11 protein-coding genes, 2 rRNA genes and 1 riboswitch are annotated in these 16,174 nt (G+C 44.9%); of the genes, 7 read left to right on the top strand and 6 right to left on the bottom strand.

The window, feature by feature from the left end:
* Nucleotides 1-25: 25 nt before the first annotated feature.
* Entirely contained in the window at nt 26-583 is a 558-nt protein-coding gene (gene cudC / locus MHH26_RS12645; protein ID WP_340973593.1) for a choline uptake/conversion transcriptional regulator CudC, read from the bottom strand.
* A 206-nt stretch (nt 584-789) separates the two neighbouring features.
* Here cudC and betB point away from each other — a divergent pair, with 206 nt between their 5' ends.
* Both betB and MHH26_RS12635 read left to right on the top strand, forming a co-directional pair.
* On the top strand, nt 790-2,259 hold the full coding sequence (betB, locus tag MHH26_RS12640) for a betaine-aldehyde dehydrogenase (RefSeq protein WP_340973591.1): 1,470 nt from the start codon (nt 790-792) through the stop codon (nt 2,257-2,259).
* 27 nt (nt 2,260-2,286) lie between these two features.
* A complete protein-coding gene (locus MHH26_RS12635) occupies nt 2,287-3,495 on the top strand; it encodes an iron-containing alcohol dehydrogenase (protein WP_034659709.1) in 1,209 nt (402 codons plus the stop codon).
* Between the two features lie 40 nt (nt 3,496-3,535).
* Here MHH26_RS12635 and MHH26_RS12630 read toward each other — a convergent pair whose 3' ends face one another.
* Nucleotides 3,536-4,015 carry a DinB family protein gene (locus MHH26_RS12630; RefSeq protein ID WP_307500131.1) on the bottom strand — a complete coding sequence of 160 codons (480 nt, stop codon included), beginning with the start codon at nt 4,013-4,015 and terminating at the stop codon, nt 3,536-3,538.
* A 204-nt stretch (nt 4,016-4,219) separates the two neighbouring features.
* On the opposite strand from MHH26_RS12630, the gene MHH26_RS12625 reads away from it, so the two are divergent.
* Both MHH26_RS12625 and MHH26_RS12620 read left to right on the top strand, forming a co-directional pair.
* Complete coding sequence (locus MHH26_RS12625; RefSeq protein WP_060597128.1) at nt 4,220-4,750, top strand: hypothetical protein; 531 nt, start codon at nt 4,220-4,222, stop codon at nt 4,748-4,750.
* An 11-nt stretch (nt 4,751-4,761) separates the two neighbouring features.
* Nucleotides 4,762-6,309 carry a flotillin family protein gene (locus MHH26_RS12620; RefSeq protein ID WP_034659707.1) on the top strand — a complete coding sequence of 516 codons (1,548 nt, stop codon included), beginning with the start codon at nt 4,762-4,764 and terminating at the stop codon, nt 6,307-6,309.
* A gap of 45 nt (nt 6,310-6,354) precedes the next feature.
* Here MHH26_RS12620 and ftsW read toward each other — a convergent pair whose 3' ends face one another.
* Genes ftsW through MHH26_RS12605 form a run of 3 tightly spaced genes read right to left on the bottom strand, consistent with a single transcriptional unit; the run spans nt 6,355 to nt 9,282 of the window.
* On the bottom strand, nt 6,355-7,473 hold the full coding sequence (gene ftsW, locus MHH26_RS12615; protein ID WP_400559262.1) for a putative lipid II flippase FtsW: 1,119 nt from the start codon (nt 7,471-7,473) through the stop codon (nt 6,355-6,357).
* A gap of 5 nt (nt 7,474-7,478) precedes the next feature.
* Nucleotides 7,479-8,633 carry a rod shape-determining protein RodA gene (gene rodA, locus MHH26_RS12610; RefSeq protein WP_334750320.1) on the bottom strand — a complete coding sequence of 385 codons (1,155 nt, stop codon included), beginning with the start codon at nt 8,631-8,633 and terminating at the stop codon, nt 7,479-7,481.
* A 13-nt stretch (nt 8,634-8,646) separates the two neighbouring features.
* Entirely contained in the window at nt 8,647-9,282 is a 636-nt protein-coding gene (locus MHH26_RS12605) for a helix-turn-helix domain-containing protein (protein WP_034659703.1), read from the bottom strand.
* A 171-nt stretch (nt 9,283-9,453) separates the two neighbouring features.
* Here MHH26_RS12605 and MHH26_RS12600 point away from each other — a divergent pair, with 171 nt between their 5' ends.
* Entirely contained in the window at nt 9,454-10,008 is a 555-nt protein-coding gene (locus tag MHH26_RS12600; RefSeq protein ID WP_334750317.1) for a GNAT family N-acetyltransferase, read from the top strand.
* Between the two features lie 240 nt (nt 10,009-10,248).
* Here MHH26_RS12600 and thiT read toward each other — a convergent pair whose 3' ends face one another.
* Nucleotides 10,249-10,824, bottom strand: a complete 576-nt coding sequence (gene thiT / locus MHH26_RS12595; RefSeq protein ID WP_034659700.1) for an energy-coupled thiamine transporter ThiT — start codon at nt 10,822-10,824, stop codon at nt 10,249-10,251.
* Nucleotides 10,825-10,922: 98 nt separating this feature from the next.
* A riboswitch (TPP riboswitch) is annotated at nt 10,923-11,024 on the bottom strand.
* Between the two features lie 435 nt (nt 11,025-11,459).
* Here thiT and MHH26_RS12590 point away from each other — a divergent pair.
* Both MHH26_RS12590 and MHH26_RS12585 read left to right on the top strand, forming a co-directional pair.
* A 16S ribosomal RNA gene (locus tag MHH26_RS12590) occupies nt 11,460-13,008 on the top strand.
* Nucleotides 13,009-13,190: 182 nt separating this feature from the next.
* Nucleotides 13,191-16,121: ribosomal RNA gene (locus tag MHH26_RS12585) — 23S ribosomal RNA — on the top strand.
* The 16S and 23S rRNA genes sit together here, the layout of an rRNA operon.
* The last annotated feature ends 53 nt before the right edge of the window (nt 16,122-16,174 follow it).

The raw sequence follows: 16,174 nt of genomic DNA, 5'->3' as shown, positions 1-16,174 counted from the left end.
AAGCTGTAAAACGCAAACATATCGCCTATTTATCTTTCTGATCAATCGGAATATAGTCGAAGATCTCCCCTGATTGTACAGAGTCCGCTAAGCGTCTCAGCCAGTCATAATAGGCTTTCGAGCTTTCAAGCTGTTCAAGAAGCTGCTGCGCTTCCTCTCTTACATGTTCCTCCAGTTGATCATCACGCGCCACCTCTTGAAGCCGCTCTTGCGCTTCTTCAATCGCCGCTAAATTGACCTCGACCTCTCGTTCCCATTTTTGCGGAAAGAAGTTCGTGAAAAACTTAAAGAAGTCTTTTTCAGCAACAAAGCTGTGTTTTCTTCGGCCCCGGTGAAACGTCTTTTTGACAATATTCATATCTTGCAGTTTTTTCACACCCGTACTCATACTTGGCTTGCTCATTTGCAGTTCTTCACGCATTTCATCGAGCGTCATTTCCTCATTTAAATACATGGTCCCATAGAGAATACCTGCACTTCGTGTAATGCCATAGAGATCCATCGTTTCAGCTATGGAATCAATGACTAGATCTTTAGCAGCTAAAATACGATCTTCTGCTTGTGGCTGTTCCTGCTTTTTCATCTTGTCCCTGCTTTCTATTAAGAGAATTCAATACGTTCAAAAAAATCTTTATGGACTATATGTTAACGAAAGAATACAAAATGTCAAAATAAATGAAGCCTATCTCCCTTTGACAGAAAAATTTGAACATGATAAGTTAATTATGTTCAAAACGTTAAATTTTTATTTAACAAACTTACCAAAGAGAATCAGAGGAGGTTCCTTCTATGAGTCAAACACTATTTATAGATGGACAATGGGTTGGCGCCAAAAGTGGCGACACACGGGATATCATCAATCCATTTAATCAAGAAGTGATCGCGACAGTCAGCGAAGGATCAAGAAATGATGCGCAGCTAGCCATCAAAGCAGCGAGAAAAGCCTTCGATCAAGGGGACTGGGCAAATCAGCCTGGACTTGAAAGAGGAAATATGGTGTTTAAGATTGCTGAGTTGATTAGACGTGATCTTGATGAACTAGCCAAATTGGAATCCCTTGATACTGGTAAAACATTAGAGGAAAGCAAAGCAGATATGGACGATATAGCGAACGTGTTCCAATATTACGCAGGTCTGGCTGACAAAGATGGCGGGGAAATCATTGCGTCACCAATCCCGAACTCAAAAAGTGAATTAGTCAGAGAGCCAGTCGGTGTGTGCGGGCAAATCACTCCTTGGAACTATCCATTGCTTCAAGCAAGCTGGAAAATCGCTCCTGCTCTTGCAGCGGGGAACACAATCGTTTTAAAACCAAGTGAAATTACACCACTCACCACGATCAAAATATTCAAACTCATGGAAGAAGCAGGAATTCCAGCAGGAGTTGCAAACCTAGTCCTTGGACCAGGGGCAACGGTTGGCGATGAGCTTGCTGTGAATGAACATGTAGATTTGATTTCATTTACAGGCGGTATTGAAACAGGCAAGAAAATCATGCAGGGAGCCAGTGGGAATGTGAAGAAAATCGCCCTTGAGCTCGGCGGGAAAAATCCGAATATTGTGTTTCAAGATGCTGATTTAGACGTAGCGGTTGACCAGGCAATGAATGCTGTGTTTTTCCATGCAGGGCAAGTATGTTCAGCAGGTTCACGTTTGCTAGTGGAAGAATCCATTCATGATGAATTTTTAGAAGAACTGGTGAAGCGTACGAAAAAAATCAAGCTAGGCAACGGCTGTGATGAAGAAACCCAAAGCGGGCCGCTCATCTCAGCTGAGCATCGAGAAAAAGTAGAGAAATACGTCAGCATTGGGTTAGATGAAGGCGCAAGATTAGAAACAGGCGGAAAAAGTCCTGACGCAGAGGAGCTTTCAAATGGGTTCTTCTACTTGCCAACGATTTTCTCAGGCTGTACGTCAGAGATGCGGATTGTCCAAGAAGAAGTCTTTGGCCCAGTATTGACAGTCGAATCCTTCCGAACAGAGGAAGAAGTGATCGAGCTGGCAAATGATACGATTTATGGATTAGCAGGAGCTGTGTGGTCTTCTGATATTGGAAAAGCCGAAAGAGTGGCTCGTCAATTAAGATTAGGCACAGTTTGGATCAATGACTTCCATCCTTATTTCGCTCAAGCACCTTGGGGTGGATATAAGCAGTCAGGTCTTGGACGTGAATTAGGGCGTACCGGGCTTGAGGAATATACGGAACTGAAGCATGTATATCGAAATACGAAACCTGAAGCGGTTCATTGGTTTAAATAAATATCACACATTTGGAGGAGATTCTATATGACATTAAATATGAAAATTGAAAGCATGCAGAAATTCCACACATTTGAAATCCCGACTGTCATCAAACATGGCATCGGTGCAGTGAAACATGTTGGGGAAGAAGTGAAAGCATACGGTGTCTCGAAGGTATTGCTTGTAACAGACCCTGGTATTTATCAAGCGGGCGTAGTAGACCCAGTGGTTGCTTCATTAAAAGAAGCACAAATCGATGTGATCCTATTTGATAAAGTAGAGCCAAACCCGCCAGTTCGTTTAGTGAATGAAGGATCTGCGTTATATGAAAAAGAAGGCTGTAATGGATTAGTCGCTGTAGGCGGCGGAAGCTCAATGGATACAGCGAAGGCAATCGGAGTAGAGGTGACTCATAAAGGCTCAGTCCTTGATTACGAAGCGGCAGAGGGAAAAAAACCGCTTGAAAACAGAATCCCACCTTTAACCACCATTCCGACCACGGCTGGTACAGGTTCAGAAGTTACGCAGTGGGCAGTGATTACGGATGAAGAAAGAGAATTTAAATTCAACACAGGTGGACCACTCATTGCAGCTCACCTCACAGTGATTGACCCAGAGCTTCATGTATCCATGCCTCCTCATGTGACAGCAATGACTGGAATTGATGCGCTTGCTCACGCTATCGAATGCTATACAATGAAATTTGCTCAGCCCATTACAGATGCGGTAGCGCTCATGGCCATTGAATATGCTGCTCATTATATCCGCCGTGCCTTTGCCGATGGCGAAGACCTGGAAGCGAGATATGGAATGGCACAAGCTGCAATGCTTGCCGGGCTTTCTTATGGAAGCGAGTCAGCTGGAGCTGCACATGCGATGAGTCAAACACTCGGAGGCATTATTCCTGTAGCGCATGGCCAGTGTGTAGCAGCAATGATGGGACCGGTGATGGAGTATAACTGGAAAGGGTATCCGGAAAAATTCGCTCGTATTGCGCAAGCGTTCGGCATTGATACAAGCAGAATGTCTACAGAGGAAGCAGCAAAAGCTGCTGTGAACTGGATGTATGATTTAGTGGAAGATCTAGAAGTTCCTTCATTAGAAGAACAAGGTGTATCAAAAGATATGATTGACCGTTTATCTAAAGAAGCAATGAAAGATCCGCAAACAATTGGAAACCCAAGAGATCTAAATGAAAAAGCGTACAACTGGATTTATGCTCGCTGTTTTGATCTAACACCTAAAACAGTGTAACAATGAAAAAAGGCTCCCAAAAGGGAGTCTTCTTTATGTCTTATAGCTGTTCTTTAATTTCTTTGATTTGATGAATATGACGTTTTTCGTGTGCGCCGATAAAATCAAGATATTGCTTAAGGGATAACTCTTCAAACACAGGGTGCGCAATGACACGTTTGAAATCATCCTCAGTAAACGTTGATAAAATTTGATTGAGCTGTTCACGAGCTGTATCGAGCTCATCCTTTAAATGTGTAGGTGTCACATGCTTGCATTCAGGCTCAACAATACTAGGTGCAGTGGCTTTTCTAGAACGGTCCTCTGCCATTTCCACCGGCTTTGGCTCATATTCCTTGATCGGTGCTTTTTTTCCCTCAGCAGCTAGATGTTTGGCTGCCATGAGATCCATCTTCTTTAAGTGATCTGTCACCTCTTGAATACTCCAAGTATCATCAGATAACTTTTGATTCAATTGTTCTTCGTTCAAACCTTGCAGCTCTTGCCACAATTCTTGTCTTGCCTCATGTAATAAACTCATTTTCATCACCTCAAGATCAAATTTTAACATAGTGGTACATGACAATCATTCTTGAGCTATCGGGGAATTCCTGTGAAGAATTGTGAGGAAATTTGAAACCTTTACAAAAGTGGTTCGTATTACCTGTTAGAAGGAATACATTGGAGGTGAGCATGGTCTAAATGAAACAAAGGCTGTTCATTTCATGAAGAAAGGGTGAGGAAGATGGATGTGTTCGGGCTGCCGCTTGAGACGCTGTATTTATACATATTGATGATATCAGGAATCCTGACACTAGTTTTCGTCTTTTTCGGCGATGTATTTGATGGATTGTTTGAAGCGATTCCTGTTTCATTCCTTCAACCAACATTGATCCTCGCATTTCTTACCTTTTTCTCGGCTGGAGGGTTTATCTCTGAAAAAACAGCAATTGTAGGGAGTGGACTTGGCGCAGTATTATCTGCCATCCTCGCAGTGGTCCTTGTGACCTGTTTGAATGTATTTGTCTTAGTCCCGCTTTCCTCTGCTGAAGAATCTCTTTCATATACAGAGGCCGACTTAAAAGGAAGAACTGGGGAGATCATTGTATCTGTTCCAAAAGACGGGTTTGGAGAAGTGCTGTTAATTAGTAATAGCGGGAAAATCTCAAAGCCTGCCGTCAGTTTCGACGAAGAGGAGATTCCATATGGAACCCGGGTGCTGGTCGTCGAAGTGAACAAAGGCGTCTTATCAGTTATACCAAATGAAGAAATCTAGGAGGGAATGCTATGCCAGGAACAACCATTTTGATTATCATTGGAATTGTGCTTGTGATTCTTATTGCACTTATTGGTGTATTTGTTTCGAAATACCGGACAGCAGGTCCAGATGAAGCGTTAATTGTCACAGGAAGTTACCTAGGAAGTAAAAATGTCCACGTGGATGAAGGTGGAAACAAGATTAAGATTGTAAGAGGCGGAGGTACCTTTGTGCTCCCTGTTTTTCAACAAGCAGAGCCGCTCAGCTTACTATCTAGCAAGCTGGATGTTTCAACGCCTGAAGTCTATACCGAACAAGGTGTACCGGTCATGGCGGACGGAACGGCCATCATTAAAATTGGCGGATCGATTGAAGAAATTGCTACTGCTGCAGAGCAATTTTTAGGTAAAACAAAAGAAGACCGCGAAAACGAAGCGAGAGAAGTACTAGAAGGACACCTTCGCTCCATCTTAGGATCAATGACAGTCGAAGAGATTTATAAAAACAGAGAAAAATTTTCTCAAGAAGTACAGCGTGTCGCTTCTCAAGATTTAGCGAAAATGGGCCTCGTCATTGTGTCGTTCACGATCAAAGATGTCCGTGATAAAAATGGCTATTTAGAATCACTAGGTAAACCTAGAATTGCCCAAGTGAAACGCGATGCAGATATTGCAACAGCTGAAGCAGATAAAGAAACACGTATCAAACGTGCCGAAGCAGATAAAGATGCGAAGAAATCTGAGCTTGAGCGTGCTACTGAAATCGCTGAAGCAGAAAAGATCAATGAGCTGAAAAGAGCAGAATTCAGACGTGAACAGGATACAGCGAAAGCAAGCGCTGACCAAGCGTACGATTTAGAAACAGCTCGTAACCGTCAGCACGTAACTGAACAAGAAATGCAAGTGAAAATCATTGAACGTCAGAAGCAAATTGAATTAGAAGAAAAAGAGATCCAGCGTCGTGAGCGTCAATACGATTCTGAAGTGAAAAAGAAAGCAGATGCGGATCGTTATGCTGTTGAGCAGTCAGCTGCGGCGGAAAAAGCGAAACGCCTCGCTGAAGCAGATGCCAAGAAATACAGCATTGAAGCAATGGCAAAGGCAGAAGCTGAGAAAGTCCGAATTGACGGGCTTGCCAAAGCGGAAGCTGATCGTGCGAAAGGGGAAACCGAAGCAGAAGTCATTAGACTGAAAGGACTTGCGGAAGCCGAAGCGAAAGAGAAAATAGCTGAAGCATTCGAACAATATGGTCAGGCAGCGATCCTTGATATGATTGTGAAAATGCTTCCTGAATATGCGAAGCAAGTATCTGCACCACTTTCTAACATTGATAAAATTACTGTTGTGGATACGGGAGGTAACGGCGAAGGCAGCGGTGCCAATAAAGTCACAGGCTATGCTACAAACCTCATGTCCAGTTTACAAGAAAGCTTGAAAGCATCTTCAGGAATCGATGTCAAAGAAATTATTGAGAACTTTTCCGGTAAAGGCAATGTGAAGCAAAGCATTCAGGAACTAACGAATGAAATCAAACAGCCAAGAAAAAAAGAGATCGCTGATCATCAAATAGAAGAATAAAATGAATAGACACCTTCCATCAGAAGGTGTCTATTTGGCATGCGCCTAATATGGATTCCTCTTTACATATGAAGAAAGATTCACGAGAATACCAGCAGATATCATCATGAACACAAGGGAGGAGCCGCCATAGCTAATAAAGGGAAGCGGAATGCCTGTGATTGGAAGAAGACCAAAGACAGCGCCTAAATTAAAGACTGCTTGGAGCATGATTTGAAACGTAAGCCCAATCGTTAACAGCTTTCCAAAAGGGTCATGTAAAGCCTGTACAATTCGCATAGCGCGATACATGATGAGTAGATATGCACCAATCACAATCAAAATCCCCATGATTCCCAGCTCTTCACTGATGATGGCCATGATAAAATCCGTATGGGCTTCAGGAAGAAAGCCTAGCTTTTGAATGCTCCCGCCTAAGCCATTCCCTGTCAGCCCGCCTGAATTCATTGCGAGATACGAATGAATCAGCTGATATCCATCTCCATCTTCATACTGAAAAGGATCACGAAAAGAAGTCAGCCTCTTCAAACGGTAAGGAGCTGTCACTGCAAAAAAAGTGATACCTGCTGCCGCAGTCGATCCTAGCAAAATGAGATGGTGCGTTTTCAGCCCAGCGCATAATAAAATGATGCCGCAGCTTAATAAAATAGACACAGCTGTGCCTAAATCAGGCTGCTTTAAGATCAACAAAAAAACAAGACCTAAAAGAATGAGTGGCGGCAGTACGCCTTTTTTAAAAGATGTAATGTACGCCTGTTTTTTCGCGTACACATAGGCAAAATAGATCACCATCACTAGTTTCACAGCTTCAGAAGGTTGGAGCATGAGAGAGCCCAACTGAACCCAGCGCTGGGAATTGTTTTTGACAACACCGATTCCAGGAAGCAGGACTAGGATCAGGCATAACAATGACAGCATAACAAGCCACCGAATCCATTTACGATAAATCTGATAAGGGAACAGAGCGGCAATGAAGAAAAAGAATCCCCCAATCAGGAGCCATTGCCATTGTTTGATGAAGAAATAGCTGCCCTTTTCATACTTCACTTCTCCTAAAGGATAACTCGCACTGTAAACCATCAGTAAACCAAATAAACAGAGGAACACAATCGTTCCAACAAGAATGCGGTCGACTCTTTTGAGATGAGATAGAAGAAATGTCATCATCTTCAATTCCAATTGCGCCCAAACATATAGGATGATGACCTAAGATTGACGCTAAACACGAGGCCAATGGCGATCATGTTGGTCAAAAGCGCACTGCCCCCATAGCTGATAAAAGGAAGCGCGAGTCCCGTCACAGGCATTAAACCGACTGTCATCCCTACGTTTTGGAAAACTTGAAACACGATCAGCCCAACGACTCCCGCACATATGTACAATCCATAAAGCGTATTAGCATGCATAGCCACATGAATGATTCGGTAAATCATCATTAAGTACAAACACATCAAAAGGGAGGCGCCGATAAAACCAAACTCCTCACCAATAACGGCAAATATAAAATCCGTATGCGCTTCAGGGATATTACCTCCTTGTACTTGATGCCCCTGTGTAAAACCGCTTCCTGATAATTGACCTGATCCAATGCCGAGCATCGATTGTTTCAGCTGATACCCGTATGTTGAATCAAATTCATCAGGAGAGAGCCAGCCATAAATGCGATCAAGCTGATGAGGCTTAATGATTTTTGTAAAATGCTCAAAGTGTTTATTGTGCAAGTAGACCAAAAATGCAAGAAGTGCAAGAAAAGTAGCCATTAATGCGGCCATCATCTTGCTAGAAATCCCTGACACAAGCATCAGTGTAAAGGCGATGGATAATATCACGAGCGCTGTCCCTAAATCAGGCTGAATTAAGATGAGGAAAAAAGGGACAACGGTCCAGCAAACGACTTTACTTGTAGGAATGATGCTTTCTTTAAACGAAAATCGCTGATGCTTGTATTGGTTCAAGACAGCCGCTAGCAGCAGGATCACAAAAATTTTCATGAACTCTGATGGCTGAACTTTGATTGAACCGAAGCTGATCCACCTTTGGGATCCGTTTTGACTCGTTCCGAAAAAATGCACAAGAATAATGAGGAAAATACCACCTGCAAATAACCGAAAAGATAAACGCTCAAGCAGTTCATAATCAAAGTATGCAGCAGCTGCCATGAGGCCGAAACCGACGATATACCAGAAAATTTGTCTTTTGACGAAATAAAACATATCTTGCGTTTCATACTGTCCCGATCCGCTATATACAGCTATCAGGCTGATGACAAATAAACAAATCACAGTGAATAAAAGTACGAAGTCAATGCTGTACTGTTTTTTCATAGCTTCTTTCCTGCTACCTATTTGTCAGCTGGTCAATGACAATTTTCACAGCCGCAGCATCATCAATATAACCGATCGGAAAAATATAATCTGGTATTAAGTCAACAGGCATAATGAAATAAAGGAGTGCGCCCCCCATCAGCATTAATTCTCGAGAAGTACCCCGTCCGGTCATAAATAAGCTGTACATGTTTTTCAAATGTTGAAGGAACGGTCCGACGCCGCTTAGCGTCTCCTTCTTTTTCTCAAAATTTGCCGAGATCGTTTCTTTTCCCTCGTTTGTTTGGCTATAGGCTTCGTATTCGTTTAACTTTTGTTTCAATTTGGTCTGACTAAATGTACCGTCGTAGACGTCCTGATCTTTCAGTATTTTTTCGATCTCTTCTACCGCTTGAATGAACGTATCACCGTGCACCTTTTCGCTTTTGACTGGAAACCCTGCAGCAGTCAATAGTTGATCTAATGATATGTTCAGAGAATCTGAAAGCCGCTGCAGATGATTCAAAGTTGGTTTTCTTTTTCCATTCATGATTCGAGACAGTGTCGCTTTATCAATTCCTGTGTATGTGCTGAGATCTCTTAAAGATAGAGAACGTTGTTGCAATTTTTCCTTTAAGAGCGGCCCAAGCTCAGTTGTCTTAAAATCCATCTTTTACGCCATCCTTTGTATGATGTATGAACTCTTCTATAGAAGAAGTCGTACCCAATATAAAGGTGTGTTGACAAAATGTCAACAAATATCCTGTATTGATTGAATTTTAGGAAATAGGAATTTATCATAATGAAGATAGGGTGAAAACAGTGAGAAGGAGTGGCGCGGATGAAGGTGAGACATGCTGTACAACAAGATATACCTAAAATCGCCGAGATACATGTGAAAAGCTGGCAGACGACTTATCATGGCATTATTAATCAGGAGTATTTGGATGGTTTACATATAGAAGATCAGGAAGAGAGCTGGAGAAGAAGGTCGCTTGAAGGGACGTTTGTCGCAGAAGATGATGACGGGGTATTTGGTTTTGCTTCTTTTGGAAAACAACGTGATGAGCGCTATTCAACATATGATGGAGAACTTTATGCGATCTATTTATTGCAAGAGAAACAGAAATCAGGAGCAGGTATCGCTTTACTTGCAGAAGGAGTGAGTTATTTAATAGAGAAAGGGTATCAGAATATGATGCTGTGGGTGTTTGAACAAAATTCGGCAAAGCATTTTTATCAAAAGCTTCAACCTAGTTTTGTCGTTACCAGCCAGTTCGAGCTGGCTGGCGAGAAGTATAATGAAATAGGGTATGGGTGGGAACTGTCTGTATTACATGACCATGTACACCGAATTAAATCGTCAGCTTCCAATAATAATGAGAGAAAAAAGTGAAAAGCACAGCTAGCAAAATATAAGAGATAAAAGGAGAAGCTTCTACTTTTCCTTTTATTCCTGCTATCTTTAAAGCTTCATAGAAACCTGCCAAAAAATAAGCAAGACTGAGAATATAACAGCACAGCATAATGGAGTAAGGGTTCATTGGCGTACCTCCAGTATGAAATCTTCTACTATTAATAGATTCCATAGAGCGGCAATTTATGCATAAAAAAATAACCAGCTGAAATCAGCCAGTTATTTTTTGTGAGGAAAAACCAAACGAGATGCACTTGGTATGAGTATGCAAAGAACGATACTGCAAATAATAAATGAAGGAACCATATATGTGCTGTTATAAATTAAAGAGTAAACCCAACCTGGAGTTCCTTTTGGTGCATAATGAGAAAAGAAAACAACACCAGAGATAAAGAACGTCAACAGTCTAAAGAAACTTGCAACAAATACGGATAAGGTAATATAGAAGAATTGCTGCTTTCGCTTTTGATCCTGAATGGCTTTTTTGATCAATCCAGAAAATAGACCGCTTAGGGAAATGACAACAGATGCGACGAAATAATCGAGAAATCCTTGAACAGGTGTAGCGATAATAGGGCCATTCATCAGCTGAAGGCCTGCAATAAGCACACCAATGATAAACCCGGTTGATATTCCCCATCTAATAGACATAAGAATGACGGGTATCATAATCAGCGCAAGAGATCCGCCATTTGGCATTCTTAAAAATAGCCCTGATAAGTAATCTAATACAAGTGCAAGTGAAGTCATAATTGCGATTTCCATCAGTCGTACCAATTGATTTGATTGCTGCATAAAAAAATCTCCTTTTTCATGAATTGAGCAAGGAGAGACCGTGTAAGGATGAGTATGTTATTCATAGAAAAACATATCGAGTTGAATACACCACATGTATTCAATTGAATCCACATTCCTACTTCAGTATTAACTGACAGGTTCAAAGGGTCAGAACAACGAGTGTTCACTCTCAGCACAAAGCTCCCCCTGCGGTTATTTAGTTTTTTTCTATTATAAATATACTAAAGACCTTCAGGATCAACAATAGAGAATTCCTGTGGTAATCAATTTTTGTATGATTATATAGGAAGAGATAAGGAAAAATAAATTATTTAGAAAAAATACTTGTTTCCTCTCTCGAAAGGTGTTATATTTATATTCGCCGCTAAAACAGCGCGGTTATTAAATAACATAAAGAAAAAAGTTGTTGACTTTATCTTGATAGAATGTTATATTAATAAAGTCGCCTCTGAGAGACGATGAAGATGATCTTTGAAAACTAAACAAGACAAAACGTACCTGTTAATTCGAGTTTTTATAAAAAAATCCTATGATACATCATAGGTAGTCAGTCAAACTGGCGAGGCAGGAAATGATCACATGCTAATTTCGCTACATCGTGTAGCAACGCATGTGTGATATGCATCCTGCATACCTCGGAGAGTTTGATCCTGGCTCAGGACGAACGCTGGCGGCGTGCCTAATACATGCAAGTCGAGCGGACAGAAGGGAGCTTGCTCCCGGATGTTAGCGGCGGACGGGTGAGTAACACGTGGGTAACCTGCCTGTAAGACTGGGATAACTCCGGGAAACCGGAGCTAATACCGGATAGTTCCTTGAACCGCATGGTTCAAGGATGAAAGACGGTTTCGGCTGTCACTTACAGATGGACCCGCGGCGCATTAGCTAGTTGGTGGGGTAATGGCTCACCAAGGCGACGATGCGTAGCCGACCTGAGAGGGTGATCGGCCACACTGGGACTGAGACACGGCCCAGACTCCTACGGGAGGCAGCAGTAGGGAATCTTCCGCAATGGACGAAAGTCTGACGGAGCAACGCCGCGTGAGTGATGAAGGTTTTCGGATCGTAAAGCTCTGTTGTTAGGGAAGAACAAGTGCGAGAGTAACTGCTCGCACCTTGACGGTACCTAACCAGAAAGCCACGGCTAACTACGTGCCAGCAGCCGCGGTAATACGTAGGTGGCAAGCGTTGTCCGGAATTATTGGGCGTAAAGGGCTCGCAGGCGGTTTCTTAAGTCTGATGTGAAAGCCCCCGGCTCAACCGGGGAGGGTCATTGGAAACTGGGAAACTTGAGTGCAGAAGAGGAGAGTGGAATTCCACGTGTAGCGGTGAAATGCGTAGAGATGTGGAGGAACACCAGTGGCGAAGGCGACTCTCTGGTCTGTAACTGACGCTGAGGAGCGAAAGCGTGGGGAGCGAACAGGATTAGATACCCTGGTAGTCCACGCCGTAAACGATGAGTGCTAAGTGTTAGGGGGTTTCCGCCCCTTAGTGCTGCAGCTAACGCATTAAGCACTCCGCCTGGGGAGTACGGTCGCAAGACTGAAACTCAAAGGAATTGACGGGGGCCCGCACAAGCGGTGGAGCATGTGGTTTAATTCGAAGCAACGCGAAGAACCTTACCAGGTCTTGACATCCTCTGACAACCCTAGAGATAGGGCTTTCCCTTCGGGGACAGAGTGACAGGTGGTGCATGGTTGTCGTCAGCTCGTGTCGTGAGATGTTGGGTTAAGTCCCGCAACGAGCGCAACCCTTGATCTTAGTTGCCAGCATTTAGTTGGGCACTCTAAGGTGACTGCCGGTGACAAACCGGAGGAAGGTGGGGATGACGTCAAATCATCATGCCCCTTATGACCTGGGCTACACACGTGCTACAATGGACAGAACAAAGGGCTGCGAGACCGCAAGGTTTAGCCAATCCCATAAATCTGTTCTCAGTTCGGATCGCAGTCTGCAACTCGACTGCGTGAAGCTGGAATCGCTAGTAATCGCGGATCAGCATGCCGCGGTGAATACGTTCCCGGGCCTTGTACACACCGCCCGTCACACCACGAGAGTTTGCAACACCCGAAGTCGGTGAGGTAACCTTTATGGAGCCAGCCGCCGAAGGTGGGGCAGATGATTGGGGTGAAGTCGTAACAAGGTAGCCGTATCGGAAGGTGCGGCTGGATCACCTCCTTTCTAAGGATATATGGAGCAGCGTACGTTTTCGTCTTGTTTAGTTTTGAAGGATCATTCCTTCAAAATATGTCTCTAGCGAGACAGGATTGTTCTTTGAAAACTAGATAACAATAAGTAATACATTCACATTGAATGCAATGCAAAGTTCATCACACATAGTGATTCTTTCTAAAGTAAGAAATGGTTAAGTTAGAAAGGGCGCACGGTGGATGCCTTGGCACTAGGAGCCGATGAAGGACGGGACGAACACCGATATGCTTCGGGGAGCTGTAAGCAAGCGTTGATCCGGAGATTTCCGAATGGGGAAACCCACTGCTCGTAATGGAGTAGTATCCATACTTGAATACATAGAGTATGAGAAGGCATACCCGGGGAACTGAAACATCTAAGTACCCGGAGGAAGAGAAAGCAAATGCGATTCCCTGAGTAGCGGCGAGCGAAACGGGAACAGCCCAAACCAAGAGGCTTGCCTCTTGGGGTTGTAGGACACTCTATACGGAGTTACAAAGGAACGATATAAGCGAAGAGGTCTGGAAAGGCCCGCCAAAGAAGGTAACAGCCCTGTAACTGAAATGTTGTTCTCTCCAGAGTGGATCCTGAGTACGGCGGAACACGTGAAATTCCGTCGGAATCCGGGAGGACCATCTCCCAAGGCTAAATACTCCCTAGTGACCGATAGTGAACCAGTACCGTGAGGGAAAGGTGAAAAGCACCCCGGAAGGGGAGTGAAATAGATCCTGAAACCGTGTGCCTACAAGTAGTCAGAGCCCGTTAATGGGTGATGGCGTGCCTTTTGTAGAATGAACCGGCGAGTTACGATCCCGTGCAAGGTTAAGCAGAAGATGCGGAGCCGCAGCGAAAGCGAGTCTGAATAGGGCGCATGAGTACGTGGTCGTAGACCCGAAACCAGGTGATCTACCCATGTCCAGGGTGAAGTTCAGGTAACACTGAATGGAGGCCCGAACCCACGCACGTTGAAAAGTGCGGGGATGAGGTGTGGGTAGGGGTGAAATGCCAATCGAACCTGGAGATAGCTGGTTCTCTCCGAAATAGCTTTAGGGCTAGCCTCAAGGTAAGAGTCTCGGAGGTAGAGCACTGATTGGACTAGGGGCCCCTACCGGGTTACCGAATTCAGTCAAACTCCGAATGCCGATGACTTATCCTTGGGAGTCAGACTGCGAGTGATAAGATCCGTAGTCGAAAGGGAAACAGCCCAGACCGCCAGCTAAGGTCCCAAAGTATACGTTAAGTGGAAAAGGATGTGGAGTTGCTTAGACAACCAGGATGTTGGCTTAGAAGCAGCCACCATTTAAAGAGTGCGTAATAGCTCACTGGTCGAGTGACTCTGCGCCGAAAATGTACCGGGGCTAAACGTATCACCGAAGCTGCGGACTGTTCTTACGAACAGTGGTAGGAGAGCGTTCTAAGTGCTGTGAAGTCAGACCGGAAGGACTGGTGGAGCGCTTAGAAGTGAGAATGCCGGTATGAGTAGCGAAAGACGGGTGAGAATCCCGTCCACCGAATGCCTAAGGTTTCCTGAGGAAGGCTCGTCCGCTCAGGGTTAGTCGGGACCTAAGCCGAGGCCGAAAGGCGTAGGCGATGGACAACAGGTTGATATTCCTGTACCACCTCCTCACCATTTGAGCAATGGGGGGACGCAGGAGGATAGGGTAAGCGCGGTATTGGATATCCGCGTCCAAGCAGTTAGGCTGGGAAATAGGCAAATCCGTTTCCCGTAAAGGCTGAGCTGTGATGGCGAGCGAAATTTAGTAGCGAAGTTCCTGATTCCACACTGCCAAGAAAAGCCTCTAGCGAGGTGAGAGGTGCCCGTACCGCAAACCGACACAGGTAGGCGAGGAGAGAATCCTAAGGTGATCGAGAGAACTCTCGTTAAGGAACTCGGCAAAATGACCCCGTAACTTCGGGAGAAGGGGTGCTTCTTAGGGTGTTAAAGCCCCGAGAAGCCGCAGTGAATAGGCCCAGGCGACTGTTTAGCAAAAACACAGGTCTCTGCGAAGCCGTAAGGCGAAGTATAGGGGCTGACGCCTGCCCGGTGCTGGAAGGTTAAGAGGAGCGCTTAGCGTAAGCGAAGGTGCGAATTGAAGCCCCAGTAAACGGCGGCCGTAACTATAACGGTCCTAAGGTAGCGAAATTCCTTGTCGGGTAAGTTCCGACCCGCACGAAAGGCGCAACGATCTGGGCACTGTCTCAACGAGAGACTCGGTGAAATTATAGTACCTGTGAAGATGCAGGTTACCCGCGACAGGACGGAAAGACCCCGTGGAGCTTTACTGCAGCCTGATATTGAATGTTGGTACAGCTTGTACAGGATAGGTAGGAGCCTTGGAAACCGGAGCGCTAGCTTCGGTGGAGGCATCGGTGGGATACTACCCTGGCTGTATTGACCTTCTAACCCGCTGCCCTTATCGGGCAGGGAGACAGTGTCAGGTGGGCAGTTTGACTGGGGCGGTCGCCTCCTAAAATGTAACGGAGGCGCCCAAAGGTTCCCTCAGAATGGTTGGAAATCATTCGCAGAGTGTAAAGGCACAAGGGAGCTTGACTGCGAGACCTACAAGTCGAGCAGGGACGAAAGTCGGGCTTAGTGATCCGGTGGTTCCGCATGGAAGGGCCATCGCTCAACGGATAAAAGCTACCCCGGGGATAACAGGCTTATCTCCCCCAAGAGTCCACATCGACGGGGAGGTTTGGCACCTCGATGTCGGCTCATCGCATCCTGGGGCTGTAGTCGGTCCCAAGGGTTGGGCTGTTCGCCCATTAAAGCGGTACGCGAGCTGGGTTCAGAACGTCGTGAGACAGTTCGGTCCCTATCCGTCGCGGGCGCAGGAAATTTGAGAGGAGCTGTCCTTAGTACGAGAGGACCGGGATGGACGCACCGCTGGTGTACCAGTTGTTCTGCCAAGGGCATCGCTGGGTAGCTATGTGCGGACGGGATAAGTGCTGAAAGCATCTAAGCATGAAGCCCCCCTCAAGATGAGATTTCCCATTCCGCAAGGAAGTAAGATCCCTGAAAGATGATCAGGTTGATAGGTCTGAGGTGGAAGCGTGGTGACACGTGGAGCTGACAGATACTAATAGATCGAGGACTTAACCTATATTCTAATGTGAAGCTTGAACATTGTTATCTAGTTTTGAGAGAACATTCTCT

The organism is Bacillus sp. FSL K6-2839 (genome assembly GCF_038003365.1).
Lineage (GTDB): Bacteria > Bacillota > Bacilli > Bacillales > Bacillaceae > Bacillus.
Note: the sequence above shows the minus strand (reverse complement) of the source record. Positions and strands in the feature narration are given on the sequence as shown.